General features: G+C 67.0%; 21 protein-coding genes. 6 read left to right on the top strand and 15 right to left on the bottom strand.

The window, feature by feature from the left end; all coding sequences use genetic code 11:
* Positions 1-68: 68 nt before the first annotated feature.
* The 5 genes from V5A19_RS01150 to V5A19_RS01130 all read right to left on the bottom strand — a co-directional run bounded on the left by V5A19_RS01150 (position 69) and on the right by V5A19_RS01130 (position 4,511).
* The gene (locus V5A19_RS01150) at positions 69-1,118 is read right to left on the bottom strand and encodes a sodium:calcium antiporter (protein ID WP_332317272.1); all 1,050 of its coding nucleotides are present in this window, start codon (positions 1,116-1,118) and stop codon (positions 69-71) included.
* A gap of 68 nt (positions 1,119-1,186) precedes the next feature.
* Positions 1,187-2,620 (bottom strand): alkaline phosphatase D family protein, encoded by a 1,434-nt coding sequence (locus V5A19_RS01145; protein ID WP_332327674.1) that lies wholly within the window; start codon positions 2,618-2,620, stop codon positions 1,187-1,189.
* 149 nt (positions 2,621-2,769) lie between these two features.
* Positions 2,770-3,252, bottom strand: coding sequence for a hypothetical protein (locus tag V5A19_RS01140; RefSeq protein ID WP_332317270.1), 483 nt, complete (start codon positions 3,250-3,252; stop codon positions 2,770-2,772).
* Positions 3,253-3,261: 9 nt separating this feature from the next.
* Positions 3,262-3,492 carry a hypothetical protein gene (locus V5A19_RS01135; RefSeq protein ID WP_332317269.1) on the bottom strand — a complete coding sequence of 77 codons (231 nt, stop codon included), beginning with the start codon at positions 3,490-3,492 and terminating at the stop codon, positions 3,262-3,264.
* 98 nt (positions 3,493-3,590) lie between these two features.
* Entirely contained in the window at positions 3,591-4,511 is a 921-nt protein-coding gene (locus V5A19_RS01130) for a mechanosensitive ion channel family protein (RefSeq protein ID WP_332317268.1), read from the bottom strand.
* Between the two features lie 155 nt (positions 4,512-4,666).
* On the opposite strand from V5A19_RS01130, the gene V5A19_RS01125 reads away from it, so the two are divergent.
* Positions 4,667-4,867 (top strand): CPXCG motif-containing cysteine-rich protein, encoded by a 201-nt coding sequence (locus V5A19_RS01125; protein ID WP_332317267.1) that lies wholly within the window; start codon positions 4,667-4,669, stop codon positions 4,865-4,867.
* Between the two features lie 4 nt (positions 4,868-4,871).
* On the opposite strand, the gene V5A19_RS01120 is transcribed toward V5A19_RS01125, so the two are convergent.
* Positions 4,872-5,876, bottom strand: a complete 1,005-nt coding sequence (locus tag V5A19_RS01120; RefSeq protein WP_332317266.1) for an LLM class flavin-dependent oxidoreductase — start codon at positions 5,874-5,876, stop codon at positions 4,872-4,874.
* A gap of 149 nt (positions 5,877-6,025) precedes the next feature.
* Here V5A19_RS01120 and V5A19_RS01115 point away from each other — a divergent pair, with 149 nt between their 5' ends.
* Positions 6,026-6,727: an SDR family NAD(P)-dependent oxidoreductase gene (locus V5A19_RS01115; protein ID WP_332317265.1), complete on the top strand. Its 702-nt coding sequence runs from the start codon at positions 6,026-6,028 to the stop codon at positions 6,725-6,727.
* A 19-nt stretch (positions 6,728-6,746) separates the two neighbouring features.
* On the top strand, positions 6,747-7,601 hold the full coding sequence (locus V5A19_RS01110) for a bifunctional nuclease domain-containing protein (protein WP_332317264.1): 855 nt from the start codon (positions 6,747-6,749) through the stop codon (positions 7,599-7,601).
* Positions 7,602-7,641: 40 nt separating this feature from the next.
* Here the strand turns inward: V5A19_RS01110 and V5A19_RS01105 are convergent, their stop codons facing one another.
* Both V5A19_RS01105 and V5A19_RS01100 read right to left on the bottom strand, forming a co-directional pair.
* On the bottom strand, positions 7,642-7,887 hold the full coding sequence (locus tag V5A19_RS01105; RefSeq protein ID WP_332317263.1) for a YdcH family protein: 246 nt from the start codon (positions 7,885-7,887) through the stop codon (positions 7,642-7,644).
* An 83-nt stretch (positions 7,888-7,970) separates the two neighbouring features.
* Positions 7,971-8,621 carry a protein-L-isoaspartate(D-aspartate) O-methyltransferase gene (locus V5A19_RS01100; RefSeq protein WP_332317262.1) on the bottom strand — a complete coding sequence of 217 codons (651 nt, stop codon included), beginning with the start codon at positions 8,619-8,621 and terminating at the stop codon, positions 7,971-7,973.
* Between the two features lie 247 nt (positions 8,622-8,868).
* Here V5A19_RS01100 and V5A19_RS01095 point away from each other — a divergent pair, with 247 nt between their 5' ends.
* Together V5A19_RS01095 and V5A19_RS01090 are read left to right on the top strand one after the other, a co-directional pair.
* Entirely contained in the window at positions 8,869-10,131 is a 1,263-nt protein-coding gene (locus V5A19_RS01095) for a hypothetical protein (protein WP_332327673.1), read from the top strand.
* A gap of 30 nt (positions 10,132-10,161) precedes the next feature.
* A complete protein-coding gene (locus tag V5A19_RS01090) occupies positions 10,162-11,742 on the top strand; it encodes a BCCT family transporter (protein WP_332317260.1) in 1,581 nt (526 codons plus the stop codon).
* A gap of 200 nt (positions 11,743-11,942) precedes the next feature.
* Here V5A19_RS01090 and V5A19_RS01085 read toward each other — a convergent pair whose 3' ends face one another.
* The 4 genes from V5A19_RS01085 to V5A19_RS01070 form a co-directional block, all read right to left on the bottom strand.
* Complete coding sequence (locus V5A19_RS01085; protein WP_443081386.1) at positions 11,943-12,380, bottom strand: DUF302 domain-containing protein; 438 nt, start codon at positions 12,378-12,380, stop codon at positions 11,943-11,945.
* Between the two features lie 235 nt (positions 12,381-12,615).
* Positions 12,616-13,281: an SDR family oxidoreductase gene (locus V5A19_RS01080; protein WP_332317257.1), complete on the bottom strand. Its 666-nt coding sequence runs from the start codon at positions 13,279-13,281 to the stop codon at positions 12,616-12,618.
* Between the two features lie 33 nt (positions 13,282-13,314).
* Positions 13,315-14,076, bottom strand: coding sequence for an ABC transporter permease (locus V5A19_RS01075; protein WP_332317256.1), 762 nt, complete (start codon positions 14,074-14,076; stop codon positions 13,315-13,317).
* The gene (locus tag V5A19_RS01070) at positions 14,073-15,008 is read right to left on the bottom strand and encodes an ABC transporter ATP-binding protein (RefSeq protein WP_332317255.1); all 936 of its coding nucleotides are present in this window, start codon (positions 15,006-15,008) and stop codon (positions 14,073-14,075) included. The genes V5A19_RS01075 and V5A19_RS01070 overlap by 4 nt, the downstream gene beginning before the upstream one ends.
* A gap of 268 nt (positions 15,009-15,276) precedes the next feature.
* Between V5A19_RS01070 and V5A19_RS01065 the strand changes: the two genes are divergently transcribed.
* Positions 15,277-16,020, top strand: coding sequence for a hypothetical protein (locus V5A19_RS01065; protein WP_332317254.1), 744 nt, complete (start codon positions 15,277-15,279; stop codon positions 16,018-16,020).
* A gap of 65 nt (positions 16,021-16,085) precedes the next feature.
* On the opposite strand, the gene V5A19_RS01060 is transcribed toward V5A19_RS01065, so the two are convergent.
* The 3 genes from V5A19_RS01060 to V5A19_RS01050 all read right to left on the bottom strand — a co-directional run bounded on the left by V5A19_RS01060 (position 16,086) and on the right by V5A19_RS01050 (position 18,989).
* Positions 16,086-16,340, bottom strand: coding sequence for a Smr/MutS family protein (locus tag V5A19_RS01060; protein ID WP_332317253.1), 255 nt, complete (start codon positions 16,338-16,340; stop codon positions 16,086-16,088).
* 342 nt (positions 16,341-16,682) lie between these two features.
* Positions 16,683-17,585: a matrixin family metalloprotease gene (locus tag V5A19_RS01055; RefSeq protein WP_332317252.1), complete on the bottom strand. Its 903-nt coding sequence runs from the start codon at positions 17,583-17,585 to the stop codon at positions 16,683-16,685.
* Positions 17,586-18,269: 684 nt separating this feature from the next.
* Positions 18,270-18,989, bottom strand: a complete 720-nt coding sequence (locus V5A19_RS01050; RefSeq protein WP_332317251.1) for a glutathione S-transferase — start codon at positions 18,987-18,989, stop codon at positions 18,270-18,272.
* Positions 18,990-19,090 lie beyond the last annotated feature (101 nt).

Genomic DNA, 19,090 nt, shown 5'->3' with positions numbered 1-19,090 from the left:
AGTCCGTGGTCCCGCGCGCCTGGTGCGATCCCTGAAGGGGGGCTCGATCCCGGCCACCCGCGCGCCCTTCAGTGCCCGGACCTGGAATCCGGCGGCAGCCCCGGCACCCCATCCATCAGGGCGAAGTTCTCCAGCCCCATCCAGATCACGAAGCCCACATACAGCACCAGCAAGCCCACCGACTCGACCCGGGACAGGATCAGGTGGGTCCGCATGACCAGGAACAGGGCGATGGTGGCTACGGTGAGCACCGCCATCATGGGCGCGGCCACCGAGTAGTTGACCACCGCCGCCCCGGCGATGAGCACCCCGGCCGGGATGCAGATGAGCAGGTCGAAGATGTTGCTGCCCAGGACGTTGGCCAGGCTGGTCACCGCCCGGCCATCCCGGGCCGCACGCACCGAGACGAAGGCGTCGGGCACGGAGGTGCCGGCAGCGACCACGGTGATGCCCCACAGGAAGCTGGGGGTGCCGAGCAGGTCGCCGAAGTTGATGGCCGAGCGCACCAGGGCCTCCACCCCCACCAGGATGACCACCAGCGACACCGCCAGCCGGGCCCATTCGCGCCCCGGGCGCACCTCGGAGACGGCCTCGCTGGGCGGGTGCTCCATGGTGTCCTGGTACTGCACGAAGATGTAGAGACCGTAAACCGCCACCGGCAGCAGTGCCAGCCCGCGGGTCAGCTCGCCCTGGATGAGGCCGCCGCCGTTGGGGACGGCGTTGTAGATGGCGGCGAAGGAGAAGGTGAGCAGCAGCACGGACACCGCGATCAGGTAGAACTGGGCCTCCTTGTAGACCAGGTCGCGGTTGGCCGTGAGCGGCTCGCGCGAGACGAGGCCGGCGAGGGCGGGGATGATCAGGATGTTGAACAGGGCCGAGCCGACGATGGCCGCCACCCCCAGCTCGAACTCGCCATGGATGAGGGTGGACAGCACCGTGGTGGACAGTTCCGGAAAGCTCGAACCCACCGCCACCACCACCGCGCCCTGGACGATGTCCGGCAGGTTGTAGTGGGCCGCCAGGCGTTCGCTCGAGGTCTCCAGCAGGCCGCTGCCCCACCACACCACGGCGGTACCCACCAGTGCCACGACGGACCAAATCAGCAGGGGTGCTAGCATGCCACCGTCTCCTTGTTAGGCCCCTGGGGGCCCGTTAAGGGCTCCAATCGACCCATACCGGCCACCGTTCAGACTGCCAGGACATCGGTCCAGCCGCTGCCCTCCAGCCGCCATGCCACGCTCCAAGATTCGCCAGTTCGCTCCAGGACCAGGAAGTTGCGCTCGGCGGTATAGATCCCCTGCTGGCCTGGAAGGGGCTTCATGCGGACGGGGTGGCCGGGCAGGGGTGTTTCCCCGATCCGGGCCCGCAGGCCGAGGGTCCGGGCCCAGAGCTTGGGAGGGGGCGGATGGGCAACGCCCGAAGCCACCAGCTGGTGGAGGGTACCGGCCGGGCTACTCAGCTCGCCCCGGGTGGCCAAATGGATCTCCCCGGACAGCACGGTCACCGCCTGACCCATGACTTCGAGGCGCTCCAGGAGGGTCTCCAGAAAACGGCCCCATTCTGCCCGGTGAGCCGGCGATTGCCACTGGTCGCGCAGGTCGTCCTCGTACTTCTGACCTCCGGGAATGACCTGGAGGATCCGCTCCACCAGCGACAGCCGGGGCCCCAGCGCCGGCACGCTGGACAGGACCAACAGGCGCGCCTCCTCGCCCAGCTCGGCCAGCTCGCCCTCGAAGGCGCCCCAGCCCGATTCGGCCATGACCCGATCGGGAAGCCGCTGGGAGCGCAGATCCGGCGCCACCACTCCGAAGCCCGGGAAACGCAGGCCCTGACCCAACGGAGGGGGGTCGGCGTCGTCCGCAACCGGATCGGGGGAATCGCCCTGCTGAAAGATCCGAAAATAGCTGCGGGCGGCTGAAAACAGACCCTGGGCCACGGGGCTATCGTGGACCACCCGCGGGTGGCTGCCCCAGCCGTCGAAGATGTCGTGATCGTCCCACATCATCACCGACGGCACCCGCGCTGCGAGGTAGGCCAGCTCGGGATGGGTCAAAAGCTCGACGTAACGCTGGAAAAGGAAGGACTCGGCCGCCTCGGCGTGCTCCGACCCCCAGACCATGGCCGCCTGCTCGTCGGGGGAAGCCTCCCGCCAGCGCTGGAGATCGGGGTGGGCGTCCAGGATCTCGTCGGCATAGATCTGGTCGCCGCCATGGAGCAGCAGATGGAAGGGCTGGCGATCGTGCTCGGCATGCAGCTCCCGCCACAGGGCATTGCGCTCATGGATGTGGCGCTCCCGATCACCCGATTCCTGGCCGTTGCAAGAGACGAAGGCAATGCGCACTGCGCCCGTCAGGTCGCTGGCCACCGGGTAGCGTCTGCCGCCAAGCTCATAGGCAGCCTCCGGCTGCACGGGCAGGGCAAACTCATAGCACCAGACGATTTGGCCACCAGGGTGGTGCAGGGCCACGGGAGCGACGTCCCGGCCCACCTCAGGCCGCAGATCGGGCGGATCCTGAGCGGCATCCAGAACAATCACGGCGGCCAGGTGCAGCTGCAGCCCGGTGGCCCCGCGAGCGAATAGAACCGGACCGGCGTTGGGCGTCGGGTTTTGGCGGGCCAAGCATCGACCTCATCACCTGGGTAAGGGGAAGGACTCGAACAACACTGCTTGAATCCGGAGGCTTACGCCCGGAGGTGGAACCCCGATTCGTCGAGCCATCCCGAGGCGCCCGGGAAAGGCCGAGCGCTCAAAGAGAACGGCGTTCCCATCTAACCATCCTGGAAGTACCAGCCGATCCATTCCCCGAAGAAGTGAGCGGCTACCACCACGACCGCCCCCACCACCAGGTGCTCCAGGATCACGCCTTTGGGATCGGTCCCCTGGGAGCGGGCGATGACCCAGCTCATGCCGGCGATCAGGACCACGCCCCAGGCCACGCCGACGACGATAGCCGGGCCCAGATCCAGAAGCAGAACGGGAACCACGAAGGTGGCCGCGATCACCAGCTTGGTGACGAAGGTGGCGGCGGTGGCCAGCCAGATCTCGCGGCCGCCCTGGCCGCCCTCGCCCTCCTTGGAGACGTGCAGCCCCATGGCGTCGGAAAGGGAGTCGGCCACGGAGATGGTGAGGATGCCGCCGATGACGGCCAGGGCCGAGCGGGTGCCCGAGTGCAGGCCGACCATGAGCCCCAGGGTGGTGATCACCCCCGAGGTCATGCCGAAGTTCAGCCCGGCCTTGAGGCTTTCCCGCATGAGAGAAGGTCAGTCCCAGGTGCGGCTGGCCATCACCGCGTTCTCGATGAAGTCGCCGGCGCCCTGGTTGATGGCGTTTTCATAGGTCCGGGTGCTGTCGGCGGCCATTTTGAGCAGGCGGTTGGTTTCGTCCTCCGTGAGCACGCCCTTCTCCTCCAGGGCGTTGAGGATGGTCATGATCATGGTGGTATTGGCGGTCTGGACCTCGCGGTCGCTGAAACCGCTCTCCTTGCCGGCCATGGCAGGGCTCCTGTCTCGATTGAACAAGGAATTCGGACCCGCCCTCAGGCGGGTCCGGCAGGATACAGGGCCGGGGCCGGCGACCCCAGGGGGTAGCCCTACCCTTCCGTGGGACTGTGCCCGGCCTGATCGGCCATGGCGGGCTCGAAGGCCCGGCGCTCCGCCCGCAGGTAGACCGAGCGCTGGGGGAAGGGGATCTCGATGCCCTCGGCGTCCAAGGCCTTCTTCACCCGGCGCAGCAGCTCCCGGCCCACTTCCCACTGATGGATGGGCCAGGTCTTCACCCGGCCCTTGATGACCACCGCCGAGTCCCCGAGCTGGTCCACGCCGAAGACCTCCAGGGGCTCCTTGATCAGCGGCCCGTAGTAGTCATCCGCCGCCAGCTCCTCGCCCACCCCCTGGATCGCCGCCACCACCCGGTCGCTGTCCTCGCCGTAGGCGATGCCGATCTCGAAGACGTAGGCCGACCAGTCGCGGGTCATGTTGGCCAGGGTGGTGATGGTGCCGTTGGGGAAGGTGTGGACCGTACCGGCCAGGTCGCGCAGGACGATGGTGCGGAAGTTCATGGCCTCCACCAGGCCGCCGGTGCCGTTGATGATGGCGACATCGCCCACCCGCACCTGGTTCTCCAGGATCATGAAAAACCCGGAGATAACGTCGCGCACCAGGTTCTGGGCACCGAAGCCCACCGCCAGCCCCAGGATGCCGGCGCCGGCCAGGATGGGGGCGATCTCCACGCCCACCTCCTTGAGGATCACCAGCGCGCCGATCAGCAGCAGGACCACGCGCACCAGCTGGCGCAACAGGTGGGTCAGGGTCTCCGCGCGCTTGGCCTCCTCGCTGCCGGCCTTGCCGGCGCTCTCGCCCCGGCGTGCCAGGCGCTCCTGAAAACCGTCCAGGGCCTTGCGGGCGATCCAGCTCACGATCCAAAGCAGGATCAAAATGAGCAGGATACGGCCACCGCCGGTCAGAACCGCCTTCCAATTCACAGCGGTGACAAGGTGTTCCCAGCTAGGCATGCTATCCAATGGCTGCTCCTTTCCCCCTCGATGATCGTCGGTCCCCAAGCTGACACCCGGCTCCCGGCGCGGAAAGCCCGGCCGGTGGACGTCTGGCCCAAAGCGTCGACAAGGGCGTAGGCTGGCCGACGCCGAGCCACCTTCCGGAGGACCCAATGGCTCCACCCCAAGCTCCCGAAGTGGAGGCCACCTGCCCCTACTGCGGCGAGGTTTTCGCTACTCTGGTGGATACCGGGGGCGAGGCCTCGGCCTACATCGAGGATTGCCCCGTCTGCTGCGCCCCCATCGAATTCGCCGTCGAATGGCCTGCCGACGGTGGTCCGCCCAGGGTGAGCGTCCATCGCGACGACGACTGAGCCGCTAGGCGCTGGCCGCCAGCCGATCGCGCACTGCGGCCAGGATCTCGTAGGCGCGCAGCACCGCCGCCGGCTCGTACATCTGCGTGGTGGCCATGACCTCGTCGGCACCGGTTTCCGCCAGGAACCGCGCCACCTGCGCTTCGACGGTTTCCGGACCGCCCACCGCGGAGGCCCACAGCATGTGCTCGACCCGCTCGCACTCCTCGGGCGCCCACAGGGCGTCCATGTCGGCCACCGGGGCCGGCAGCGGGCCGGGCTTGCGGCCCCGGATCATGGTCAGAAACTGCTGCTGGATCGAGGTGAACTGGCGCCGGGCCTCGTCGTCGCTGTCCGCCGCGGCCACGTTGAAGCCGACCATCACGTAGGGCTCGGCGAGCTGGTCGGAGGGCTGGAACCGCTCGCGGTAGCGGGCCAGGGCGGTGTCCAGCCCGGCCGGGGCGAAATGGGCGGCGAAGGCGTAGGGCAGCCCCAGGCCGGCGGCGAGATCCGCGCTGGCGGGACTGGAGCCCAGGATCCATACCGGCACCTGCGCCCCCGCGCCGGGCACGGCCTGGACCCGCTGATCCGGCTCCGCTGGGCGCAGGTAGCCGCGCAGCTCCTCCAGGTCCTGGGGAAAGCGCTCGGCGCCCTCCTGGGGATCACGGCGCAGGGCGTGCACCGTGCGCCGGTCGGTGCCCGGGGCCCGCCCCAGCCCCAGGTCGATGCGGCCCGGGTGCAGGGCCGCCAGGGTGCCGAACTGCTCGGCCACCACCAGCGGCGGGTGGTTGGGCAGCATGACCCCGCCCGAGCCCACCCGGATGGTCTCGGTATGGTCGGCCACGTGGCCGATGAGCACGGCGGTGGCAGCGCTGGCGATGCCGGTCATGTTGTGGTGCTCCGCCAGCCAGAAGCGGCGATAGCCCAGGGCCTCGGCGTGTCGGGCCAGCTCGGTGGTGGCCCGCAAGGCCGCGGCAGTGTCGCCGCCTTCCCGGACGGGGGCGAGGTCGAGGATGGAGAAAGCGGTCACGGCGGCCTCCTGGGCTAGCCGGGGGATCGTGGGTCGGCGAGTCTACCGTCGAGGTCCTTTTCCCTTCGACAAATGATTGCCGGCATGGCCTGTTGGGGGGAGGGGCGGATCCTTCTCCTCCGCTCCGTCAGTACCCAAAGGAGGTCGGCATGAGCGCTCCCGTCTGCGTCATTCCCGGCGCCGGGCCCGGTAACGGCGCCGCCCTTGCCCGCCGCTTCACCCGCTCCGGCTATCGGGTGGCCATGCTGGCGCGGGACAGCGACCGCCTGGGGCGGATCACCGAGTCCATCGACGGCGCCCACCCCTTCGCCTGCGACATGAGCCAGCCGGCTGCGGTGGCCGAGACCTTCGACGCCATCCGCCGCGACCTGGGGCCGGTGTCGGTGCTGCTGTACAACGCCGGCGACGGCCAGTGGGGGACCATCGACGAGACCCCCAGCGAGGCCATGGAGGGCGCCTGGCGGGTCAACGTGCTCGGGCTGCACGCGGCCGCCCAGGCCAGCCTGCCGGACATGCGCGCCGCCGGCGGTGGTGCCATCGTCGTCACCGGGGCCACCGCCAGCCTGCGCGGCGGCGCCGGCTTCACCGCCTTCGCCTCGGCCAAGGCGGCCCAGCGCAGCCTCGCCCAGTCCCTGGGGCGCCACCTGGGGCCGGAGAACATCCACGTCGCCCTGATCATCATCGACGGGGTGGTGGCCACGCCGCGCACCCGGGAGATGATGCCCGACCGCCCCGACGAGGGCTTCCTGAGCCCCGACGTCATCGCCGAATCGGTCCATTTCCTGGCCCACCAGCCGCCCTCCGCCTGGACCTTCGAGCTGGACCTGCGCCCCTATACCGAGAACTGGTAGCCCGAACGGGAGATCGGCCATGACCCGCTCACCCCTTCGCCGCCCCTTGATCCACCTGGCCGCCTGCCTGCTGCTCGCCGCGCCCGGGGGGTCGGTCCAGGCCCGCGAGCTCGCCGCCGATAGGAAGGACTTCGTGGAGGTGGAGCTCGCCGGCATGGGCATAACCACCACCGGCGCGCCCGCGGCGCTTCTTCGCCCGCCGGACAGCGAGGAGGTGGTGCCCATCTTCATCGGGCACGGCCAGGCCCGCGCCATCGTCCAGGGCCTGCGGGAGGCCGATCCACCCCGGCCCATGACCCACGACCTGCTGAGTCACACCCTGAGGGCCCTGGAGACCCGGCTGGAGAGGGTCTACGTGGACGATGTGCGCGACGGCACCTTCTACGGCATGCTCGAGCTCGATGCGCCCGGTCGGCACGCACTACTGCGGGTGGACAGCCGGCCCAGCGACGCGCTGGCGTTGGCCCTGCGCACCGACGCCACCATCCTGGCGGCCCCCAGGGTCCTGGAGGCGGCACGCCGTCTGGATGTGGAGGGCATGGAGGAGCGCATCGCCAAGGCCGCCGGGATCACGGTAAACGCCGCCGGGGCCGAGCTGCGCGAGGCCATGGACCTACCCGACCGGGAGGGGGTGGTGGTCAGCGAGGCGCTGGGCCCGGCGCGGCGTGCGGGCCTTCGCTCCGGGGCCCTGATCACCGAGGTCAACGGCGAGACCCCAAGCTCGCCCGGCCGGTTCCGCGAGCTACTGCGGGCCACCCCGGCAGGCGAGAAGGCCCGGATTACCTTCTGGCAGGAAGGCGAAAGCCGGCGCATCGAGATCCCGCCCCGGCTGCCGGATACCCGGCAGTCGGGGCGGGAGGCGGGCGCCGTGTGACCGGCACCGGCGGGGTGAGCCGATGCCTTGAGGGGCGGGCCTAGCTGGCGTTTTCGGTCAGGCGGGCGTAGATCTCGTCCTTGAGATTGAGGCGCTCCTTCTTGAGCTCCTCCAGCGTCTCGTCGGCCACCGGCTCGCCCTTCTGCTCGTAGTGCTCCACCTTGGTGTTCACCTCGTCGTAGCGCTCCATGAGCTGGTGGAAATGCTCGTCCGCCATCTTCAGCTCGTGGATGCGGTCGCGGTAATCGGGGAATTCGTGGGCGAGGCCGTGATGCTCTCCCAGCATACGCAGCTCCTAATCGGGTTCGTGAAACGGTAGACCAACCGTGCCAGCTCGACCGGACCAAGGAAAGGGGCAATCTGGCCGCCTCACCCCCCCTCCAGGGGCACGAAGGCCACCGGCAGCACGCTGCGGCTGCTGACCTCGCCCGCGGCGTCCTTGCTCACTACCCGCAGATCCTGGCCCATGAGCCCCCGGCCCACCGGCACCACCATGTGCCCGCCAGGGGCAAGCTGCTCCAACAGCGCCTCGGGCAGCTCCGGGGCACCGGCGGTGACGATGATACCGTCGAAGGGGGCCGCTTCCGGCCAGCCGCGGTTGCCGTCGCCGATGCGCACGTGGACGTTGCTGTAGCCCAGGCGCTCGAGGCGTTGCGATGCCGCATCGCCCAGATCGGCCAGATACTCGATGGAGTAGACCTCGGCCACCAGCTCGGCCAGCACCGCCGCCTGATAACCGCATCCCGTGCCCACCTCCAGGATGCGGTCGCCGGGCTCGGGATCCAGCAGATCGCTCATCAGGGCCACGATGAAGGGCTGGGAGATGGTCTGGCCCTCGCCGATGGGGAGGGGCTCGTTGTCGTAGGCCCGATGGGCCAGATCCTCGGGGACAAACGCCTCCCGGGGCACGGCGCGCATGGCGCCCATGACCCGCTCGCTCAGCTCGGGCCGGCCGGTCTCGTCGCCGGTGTATCGGGCTTCGTGGGCGATCTCGCTCAGCAAACGCTCTTTGCGGTCCATAGGCTCCCCGGTATTGGCAGCGAGGCAGGTCTTTCTCCCATTAGGTAGGCACGCCTCCCCGGGGTCAAGGGCGGGGTGCGAGGAGGATGGGGACACGGCAGCGAGGGGAGGCCTTCGGTTTCGTTGACCCTGAGATCGAAGCCAGGTTAGACCTGTTTCAAATGTCCTGCGGCCAGGCAACGGCGGCGGGCCCAGGCAACCATCCCAGACGCCCGCGGCGGACACCCGGCCCAAAATGGGGGAAATCATGACCATCAAGGCGGGCGCCCGTCGGCTCGGCGGCGTGATCCTCCTGATCGCCGCCCCGGCAATGGCCCAGACCGAGGCCGAAACCGAGCCCGGGGTCGGGGAAGCGAATGCCCTGGACCGGGACATGGTCCGGCTCCGCGGCGAGCTGGACCAGCTGCGGGAGGACATGGAGGAGGCCCACCAGGCCGAGCCGGCCGTGGCGGACGGCATCAAGCTGGGCGGGGCCGTGCGCTTCAACTACGGCTACCGGGACTGGAACCAAGCGGACAAGGACAAGCTGGGCACCGCCGCCTTCGACACCTTCCGCATCAACGCCGACGGCCAGGTCAACGACGTCCTGCTGTCCGCGGAATTCCGCTGGTACCGCTACCAGAACGTGCTGCACCACGCCTGGGCGGGTTATAACGTCACCGACAACCTGCAGGCCCAGCTGGGCGTGTCCCGGGTGCCCTTCGGGGTCCTGCCCTACGCCTCCCACAGCTTCTGGTTCGGCCTGCCCTACTACGTGGGCCTGGAGGACGATTACGACTCCGGTCTGAAATTCGTCTACAGCCGGGGCAATTTCAGCCTGGACGCCGCCTTCTACAAAGGGGAGGAGTGGGGGGCCACAAGCACCGAGCGCTACTCCTACGATGTGGTAACCGACAGCACCAGGTTCCCCAACCAGACCAACGAGGAGAGCAACCAGTTCAACCTCCAGGCCCGCTACAAGCTGGACTATGACGGCGGCAGCACCGAGCTCGGTGTCTCCGGCCAGTACGGCCAGCTGTACAACACCGCTACCGAGGAAAACGGCGACCACTGGGCGGCCGCGGCCCACGCCAACATCTTCCTGGGCCGGTGGAACCTGATTCTCGAGGCGGGGCGCTACGCCTACAACCCCGAGAATCCCCCTGGCACCCCCGACGACTCGGTGCTCATGGGCGCCTACGCCGACGCCTTCCGGGTGGCGGCCGAGTCGGACTTTGTTGTGGCCAACCTGGCCTACGGCCTGCCGGTGGACTGGGGGCCGGTGTCCAAGATCACCTTCTACGAGAACTACAGCCGGCTGATCAAGGACGACGACCTCGAGGACTCCGAGCTCAATGTGGTGGGCACCATGCTCGGCGCCAACCCGCTGTACGTGTATGTTGACGTCATCACCGGCAAGAACATGCCCTATCAGGGCCCCCAATCGGCCGACCGCCTATTGTTTGACGGCAACCAAACCGATGATGATTACCATACACGCCTGAACATCAACGTCGGCTACTACTTCTAGCCCGCCACCCCGTTACGGGAGGTAGCCCGCATGGCCACCGAGATGCCCCGGTATGTGCTTCGCAGCCGGAGCGGCAAAGCGCTGTTCGACGTCAATCCCTACACCTTCTTCGGCGTCGCCGCGGTGGTGCTGCTCTTCGTCGTGGGCGGGCTGGCCTATGCCGCCGAGGCGGAGCGCTTCTTCGGCACGGTGCAGGCCACCATCGCCAACAACACCGGCTGGTTCTTCGTCCTCACCGTCAACGTCATCCTGGCCTTCGTCATCGGCCTGATCTTCACCCGCTGGGGGCGCATCCGGCTGGGCGGACCCGACGCCGAGCCGGAGTTCGGCCGCCTGTCGTGGTTCACCATGCTGTTTTCCGCCGGCATGGGCATCGGCCTGATGTTCTACGGCGTCGCCGAGCCCCTCTACCACCTCGACACCCCGCCGGTGCCCGGCATGGCCCCCGGCAGCAGCGAGGCCGCCCAGCACGGCATGGGCATCGCCTTCCTCCACTGGGGCCTGCATCCCTGGGGCATCTACGCCCTCATGGGCCTGACGCTGGCCTTCTACACCTTCAACCGCGGCCTGCCCCTGTCGCTGGCCTCGGCCTTCTACCCCTTCCTGGGCGACCGCATCTACGGCCCCATCGGGGTCATCATCGACATCCTCGCCTCCGTGGCCACCTTGTTCGGCGTCGCCACCTCCCTGGGCCTGGGGGTCCAGCAGCTCAACGGCGGCCTGAACTACGTCTTCGGGGTGGAAATGGCACCCTCGGTGCAGGTGGAGCTCATCGTGCTCATCACGGTGATCGCCACGGTCTCGGTGGTCACCGGCGTCCACCGGGGGGTGCGCCGGCTGAGCGAGACCAACCTGATCCTAGCGGGCCTGCTGACCCTGTTCGTGCTGGTGGTCGGCCCCTCCCTGTTCACCCTCAACGCCTTCGTGGAGAACCTGGGCTACTACCTGGACAACTTCTTCCGGCTGTCCAGCTGGAACGAGACCTACAGCGCCACCGACTGGCAGAACTCCTGGACGGTGTTCTACTGGGGCTGGTGGATCGCCTGGTCGCCCTTCGTGGGCATGTTCATCGCCCGCATCTCCCGGGGCCGGACCATGCGCGAGTTCATCCTGGGCGTGCTGCTGGCGCCCACGGTGGTGACCTTCCTGTGGTTCACGGTGTTCGGCGATACCGCGCTGCAGATCGAGCTGTTCGGCGTCGGCGGCCTGGTGGAGGCGGTCCAGGCCAACGTCGCCACGTCCCTGTTCGCCTTCCTGGAGCAGTTCCCCATGGCCCTGGTGTCGTCGGTGGTAAGCCTGATCCTGGTGGCGGTGTTCTTCGTCACCTCCTCCGACTCGGGCTCGCTGGTGATCGACATCATCACCTCCGGCGGCCAGACCGAGCCGCCCACCCCCCAGCGGGTGTTCTGGGCCGTCACCGAGGGCGTGGTGGCCATCGTGCTCCTGCTCGGAGGCGGCCTGGTGGCGCTGCAGACGGCGGCCATCACCGCCGGACTGCCGCTGGCGGTCCTGCTGCTGCTGGCCATGGTGGCCCTGGTTCGCGGCCTGCGGGCCTATGTCGCGGAGGAGCACCTGGACCTGCGACCCGAGGACGAGCTGGGAAGCCGCTGAGCCCCCTGCGGCGGCCTGAAGAGGAACAGGGACGGTCCGTTTCCCTCGCTGGGGGTGCTACGAGCCCTTCGGGGAGCCGGTGGGCGCTGCGGTGACTATCCCGCCGGCCTGGCCGCCCGCAAAAAGCCCCCACAGGAGTGGTGGGGGCAGGAAGCGACGCGGTGGCGCCCACCGTCCGGGCGCTGCCAGGAACCAGCCGGCTACCGGGCGATGGCGGCGTCGGTCAGGTTGTCCAGGGCACCGGTCATTTTCTCGATGATGGCATCGCGATCATCGATGCCATGGCGATCCGCGATGTACTGGGGATCGTTATAACCGAGCCACACCTGACCATCGGCATCCCTCCAGGCCAGGGCCTTCATCGGCAGGTCGATGCCGGCGGTCTGGGCGCTGGTGAAGAAGTGGCTGCCCACCTCGGGGTTGCCGAAGATGATCAGCTCGGTGGGCCGCAGGGAGATGCCAACATCCCGGGCGCCCTCGTGGTGGCTCCAGCGGGTCGCCACGTTGATTCCCTTCTCCTTAAGGACGTTCTCCAGCCGATCGATGGTCTTGGTGGCATTGAAGGGACTCTTTTTGACCACCAGGCCTTCCACGTCCCCGGCCTTCGCGCCGAAGGCGAGAAGCATCAGGACAACCATTGCAACGGTGCGTAACTTCACGTTTTTCCCCTTTCCGCTTGGGATGCCGGGCTCTAGTCCCTTCATAGCCTGAAGGCCAGCAAACCCCCGAATGGCAAGAAAACAATGGCGAGGGCGGTGGCAGACACCTTTACTGCCGCGCGTGATAAGCCGGGCTACCTTCCCCCTGCTGTTGCTTTTAAACAGGGATGAAACCGTGGCTGCAGAGGCTTCCTCGGAACCATGGCAATCGCCCCTACCACGGCAGCACCGAGCCGTCCGAATGCCAGAAGGTGCCGGTGTTTTGCAGATCAAGCTCGTCCATCCGCTCCACCAAACGCTGTGCCGCCTCTGCCGGGGTGATGTGGCCGCGGCCCTGGGTCATCCCCGTCTGCACGAAGCCGGGATGCAGAACGGCGACGGCGATACCGCGGGGCCGAAGGTCCACCGACAGGGACTTACCGGCGGCGTTCAGGGCCGCCTTGCTCATGCGGTAGCCGTAGCGGCCGCCGGAGTCGTTGTCGGCGATGGAGCCCATGCGCGAGGTCATCAGGCCCACCTTGGCCCCCTCGCCCATGTTGGGCAACAGGGCGTGGGTCACGCGCAGCGGGCCAAGGGTGTTGATCTCGAACTGCTGGCGCATGGTGTCGAAGTTCATGTCGGCCAGGTTCTCGTCGAGGAGGATGCCGGCGTTGTTGTACAGGACATCGACGCGCTCGCCGGCAAGCTCCTCGGCCAGACGCTGGACGTCATCGTCACGGGTGACGTCGATGCCCTCCCGGACCTCCAGACCCAGGGCTTGCAGCTCCCGGGAAGCCTTGCGGCACACCGGGATCACCCGCTCACCGCGCTGGTGCCAAAGGCGCGCCAGCTCCAGACCGATGCCACGGCTAGCCCCGGTGATGACGACGGTGGATGGCATGACTTTCTCCTCGAATGGGTTGGCTTATCGGGATCAGGGCTTGAGCCGGTAGCCGGTATGAAAGATCCACCAAACCACCGCGAGGCACAAGGCCAGGAACAACAGCACCATGCCCACGCTGACGGCCACGCTGACGTCGGCCAGCCCGTAGAAGCTCCAGCGGAAGCCGCTGACCAGGTACACCACTGGGTTGAACAGGGTAGCCTTCTGCCAAAAGGGCGGCAGCATGTCGATGCTGTAGAAGGTGCCGCCAAGGAAGGTCAGGGGCGTGAGCACCAGCAGCGGCACCAGTTGCAGCTTTTCGAAATTGTCGGCCCAGATGCCGATGATGAACCCGAACAGGCTGAACGACACCGCCGTCAGGCCCAGAAAAACCAGCATCCAGACCGGATGGGCGATTTCCAGCTCCACGAAGAAGCTGGCGGTGCCCAGAATGATGAGCCCGAGGACCACCGATTTGGTGGCGGCGGCGCCCACATAGCCGATGACGATCTCCCAGGCGGAAACGGGAGCCGACAGCAGCTCGTAGATGGTGCCAGTAAATCGGGGAAAGTAGATGGCGAACGAAGCGTTGGTAACGCTCTGGGTCAGCAGCATGAGCATGATCAGGCCCGGCACGATGAAAGAGCCGTAGCTGATGCCGCCCACCTCGGTGATGCGGGACCCGATGGCGGCTCCGAACACCACAAAATACAGCGACGTAGAGACCACCGGCGAAACGATGCTCTGCAGCAGTGTCCGGCCCGTGCGGGCCATCTCGAAAGCGTAAATGGCCCGGATTCCGCGGATATTCATTGCTTTTCCCGCACCAGACTAACGAAGATGTCCTCCAGCGAGCTCTGCTCGGTATGAAGATCGGTGAACCGAATGCCGGCCTGGCTAAGCTCCGTGAGCAGGGCCGCGATGTCCCGGCCCTGGCCATCCTGGTCGTAGGTGTAGATCAGCTCGTAGCCGTCGGCCGCTAGCTGGAGATCACCCGTGGCATCCAGGCCAGCCGGTAGGCTTTCCAGAGGTTCCGGCATGTACAAGGTAAGGCGCTTGCCGCCGAAGCGGCGCATGAGCTCGCCCTTGTCCTCCACCAGAACCAGCTCGCCCCGGTTGATGACCCCTACGCGGTCGGCCATGAGCTCGGCTTCCTCGATGTAGTGGGTGGTCAAGACGATGGTCACTCCGCTTTCACGCAGCGTGCGGACCAGCTGCCACATGTCCTGGCGGAGGTCGACGTCCACCCCCGCAGTGGGCTCGTCCAGGAACAGCACCCGCGGCTCGTGGGCCAGCGCCTTGGCGATCAGCAGACGCCGCTTCATGCCGCCGGAAAGCATCATGATGCGGCTGTTGCGCTTCTCCCAAAGCGCTAGGTCGCGCAGAACCTTCTCGATATGAGCCGGGTCGAGGGGCTTGCCGAACAGGCCACGGGTGAAGCTAACCGTGGCCCAAACAGTCTCGAAAGCGTCGGTGGTCAGCTCTTGGGGCACCAGGCCCACGTCAGCGCGGGCCGCGCGGAACGCGGCTACATTGTCGTGGCCGTTCACCCGGACCCAGCCCGAGCTGGCGTTGACCAGACCGCAGATTATGCTGATCAGCGTGGTCTTGCCGGCGCCGTTGGGCCCGAGCAACCCGAAGATCTCCCCCCGGGAGACCTCGAGATCGATGTCGCGCAGGGCCTCGAAGCCCGAGCCGAAAGTCTTGTTCAGGGCCGACACGGCGAGGGCTGGTGGCTCTTCCATCGGCCTGCGGCCAGGTGAGGGGATGTGGCTCATCGCGAGAGGTCTCCGGGGGTGCCATGGGGTAGCTGCAGATCGACAAGGCACAGCCTGCCATTCCGAAGGCGGCGCCAACAGTCCGACCATTAGGGGATAGCTCGGGCACCGAATGGAACGTTAGATTGGAGCCGTCACCCCGCGGCCAGCCACCCAGGGCGCACCCGGGCCGCTTGACCCCTTTAGCCGTCAAGCCCGACCATAAGCCGCCACCCTTCGCCCAGGAGAGACCAGGATGAGCAAGGACGAGAAGAAGCAGCACTTCGACGACATCTACGTCGCCGAGGATCCGGTGCCCTACAAGGAGCGCATCCTGGATGCGCTGTCTTACGTCTCCGACAACTTCAACCGCCAGACCTTCGACCGCCTGGTCCTGCCCTGGGCCCAGCAGAAGGCCGACCGGGGGCCGCTGAACTTCGTGGATCTGGCCGGGTGCTTCGGAAATACCACCATGGCCACCCTCAACGGCATGGCCTTTGAGGCCATCCGCCACAACTGGCGGGACCACGAGGCCGCCCAGAAGGTGGACCAACCCCGGCGCTTCGCCGCCCACGTCACCGGTATCGACATCTCCGCCAACGCCCTCGAGTACGGCGAATCCACCGGCATCTACGATGCCACCATCGAGGCCGACCTCAACAACCCCGAGCCCACCACCCGCCAGGCGGTGGCCAAGGCCTTGACCGAGGCGGATATCGTCATCTCCACCGCCGCCCTGGTCTATCTGGAGCCGACCGCGGTGGAAAAGCTGCTGGATGCCTTCGCCGCCGGCTCCGGCGAGGGTTACATGCTGGTTAACTTCCTCAATCCCTTTGCCCTAGCCGAAGCCGACGCCACCAAGCGTATGCTGCTGGACAAGCTGGCGTTCGTCGGCAGCATGGCCGCCCGCCACCGCCGCATGTCCGAGCTGGAGCAGGCCAATCATCCCGGCGAGGAGTGGGTGCTGCTGGAGATCTGGGTCCTTAAGCGCGAGGGCTAATGCCCCCACCCAAGCCGGAGAGGACACCTTGCAAGCCGGCCGGGAACCAGTCGGGGACGGAGAGGCTAGGAGGGAAAATACACGAACAGCCGCCCGGAGTTCTTCGAATCCTTGTCCACCCGGGCGTAGCGGGCCTTCATATCCGGGCGCTCCAAGAACTTGAGGACGCGCTTCTTAAGCTGACCGGAGCCCTTGCCGTGGATGATCTCCACCGTTTTGATGCGCTTGGCCTCCGCCTGGTCCATGACCCAGTTGAGCTCGGCCTCGATGGCGGCCCCGTCCCGGGCTATGGGATGCAAATCGAGCTTGAGCTTGGCCATGGCGTTACCTGCCCCCGAACCTCCCGGCCAGCCAATTGTACAGGGCGGCGAAAATGGCCCCGCCAATGAGCCCGTCCACCAACCCCCACAGCAGGCCGGCCACTGAGCCCGCCGAATTCAACGCATAGCCTGGATAGATCCGGCCGAGAAGGGTGGGGTCGCCGGAAGCCCCTTCCAGGGCAATCACTCACCATGTCCCCAAGAACAGCCCCACCCCCCAGACCAAGGCGCAAGCAACGCCGAAAGCGGCGATGTTGAGTCGCATGTCTTGCTCCCTTTTTGCCGGGTCAATGAACCGCTACCGTCCCCCTAATAGAAGTTGGAGCCATCAGCCTTTGGCCCTTATTCCCTCTCCCCGCAGGCCTCCCGAAGCGCTTGCCGGTCGGCATCGGTCAGGGAAGGACGCTCCGGGTTTGCGGATTCGTTCCGGTAATACATCACGGCTCCGGGCGCCTCCACATGGCCGATGCCCAGCGCGTGACCCAGCTCATGGGCAAGGACGAAGCGCAGGCGGGCGGGACTGCCGAACTGACGGATGGTAATGGCCTCGCCCTGGTCACCCGCTCTTTGGTAGAGGCCCTGGTGGAGCTCCCGACCCGGCTGGACCAGCTCCTTGGCCTCGCGAACCTGGCGATTATAACGAAGAACCAAGGCGTTGGTCTGCACCGCGAACCGGTTAACCCGGGTCTTCAGGTCCTTGAGGCGTTGGCGCTGGTCCTGGAGCGCTTGCCGCCGCTTCTCCAATTCCTCCCGACGCGCATCCAGGGCCTCCAGCTCTTCCGGAGAGGGGTCCCCGCCAGCCTTGAGCCGACGCAGGCGCCTCTCGTAGCCTCGTTTATCCCGCTGAAAGTCATGGACCTTGTCCTCGAAGCCGCGGTTCTCCTGTTGGAACTGCTCGCGGACCGCCTCCAGGCGCTCCTCCATTTTTTCAATCCGCTTGCGCAGGGAGTCGGTGGTTTCTTCCAGCTCCTGAATACGTTCGGTGGCTTCCTGCAACCCCGTGTAGACCAGGCGGATGCGGAAATCGGCCCCGGGGCGGTGCACGAACAGCTCCTGGCCCGCCGCTTCCTCCCAGACACGAACGGCATCACGAATAGCGCTATGGAACTGTTGGGGGGAGAGATCGTAGCGGGGATCCACCTCACCAACGGCATAGGCGATGGGCTCCTCGCAGGCGGCGCCAACCCCATTTCCGGCCCCGAACAAGACAGGGACCAGAAGCGTGCGCAGGGCCAGGTGGCGCATTCGGGGTCCAATGGGATCAGGGGGTAAGGGAGCCCGCAACGCGAACGCCGGGGGCCGAGGGCATTTCCTACCTTTTACCACCCCAGGCCCGCCGGCCCAAACTGTGCCGCCGGATTAGCGGCGGAAGCGCGGTTGGTACAGATGGCAGTTACTCGCTTGCGGCTACCGGCCCGCACATAACCGTAAAACCCCGGGGGGCGGCGAGGTAAACCCCAGGGATGGGATCGCACTGGGCACTGGCAGCGCTAACCTGGGCTCTCGGTTAATCCATCAGGCCGTCCCAGCGTTTCCCAGCGGGTCAGCCCCAGTGAGCGGGATCGGGGGGCGTTGTCCATCAATGCCCGGCTGCAGATGAGAAAACCTGTTTACCCCACCATTTCAGCCAGAAGCCGGGCCGGGTAGGCGGCCTGGTGCCCTGGTGTGTGTCTGGCCACTCGGAGAGGGGTCAGACGGGGTCACCACTGACACGCCGCCCCGTAACCGGTTAAAACGGCATAACTGAGGCGGGGTCCCCCGGAGCTCCTGGTCCCCTACTCCGCTCCGGCCCTTCCGGTTCCGAGATTGTCAGGTGGGGTCTTGCAGGCGACCGGGGGTGAGGAAAGCCTTACCGACACCTTTAAGACGATCTGCAGCCCGGGCGCCACCGCCACCCACCCCAGGAGCCCGCTAACGGGTTCCCTGGTCTCAGCCGTCGAGCTCGGGGTAATGGCGAAAGATGCCGTCCTGGCTGAAGGGTATCCGGCGTTCGGAAGCGAGGTAGGCAGCGATATTGGGGAGCTCGCGCACCCATTCGTGCACCAGCGTAACCCGAGGGGTGTCGTATTCGGCGCGGGCCATGGCCTCGGGATAGGCGTAGCGCAGCCCTTCCACCACCTGGAAAACCGACAGATCGGCGTAGGTCCAGTCGTCGCCGGCGAGCCACACGCTATCGGGGTTGTCGGCCAGCACCCGCTCCAAATACCCAAGGTACTTGGGCAACCGGTGCTCCCGAAAGACCGCGGCCCGGCGAGCGGCTTCCGCCTTCTGGTCCTCATAGTACAGGGTCACACCGATCGGGTGGTGCGTATCGTGGATCTCGGCCACGAAGTCGGCGAGGGTGAGCTGAAGCTGATGGACCCAGAGGCGCCCCAGCTCGCCGGCCGGGGCTAGGCAGAGATGATCGCCAAGGTAGAGCAGGATATTGGCTGTCTGGGCGATGAGCCGGCCACCCACGTCGAGCACCGGCGGCGCGAAGGCGGGCGGTCCCTGATCCTCTCCCCACAGAATTCCGGAAACGGCGGCGAAGTCAGGGCCGTCCGGGCCTCGGCCCACGTCCTCGTAGACTGCGCCGGCTCCCTCCAGCGCCAATCGGACAAATTCGCCGCGGCCCTGGATGGTGGGCCAGTAGTAGAACTGGTACGTCATGGTTTTATCCTCTTTCCCGGCAGCCCGGATTGGCCAGCAGACGGTTCAAACGGTGGGGGCGGAACCCATTCACCATCCTGCCACCTTGTCGCACCACGCCA

It is taken from the genome of Thiohalorhabdus sp., from assembly GCF_036628635.1.
GTDB lineage: Bacteria > Pseudomonadota > Gammaproteobacteria > Thiohalorhabdales > Thiohalorhabdaceae > Thiohalorhabdus.
This window is presented reverse-complemented; position numbering and strand designations above follow the sequence as displayed.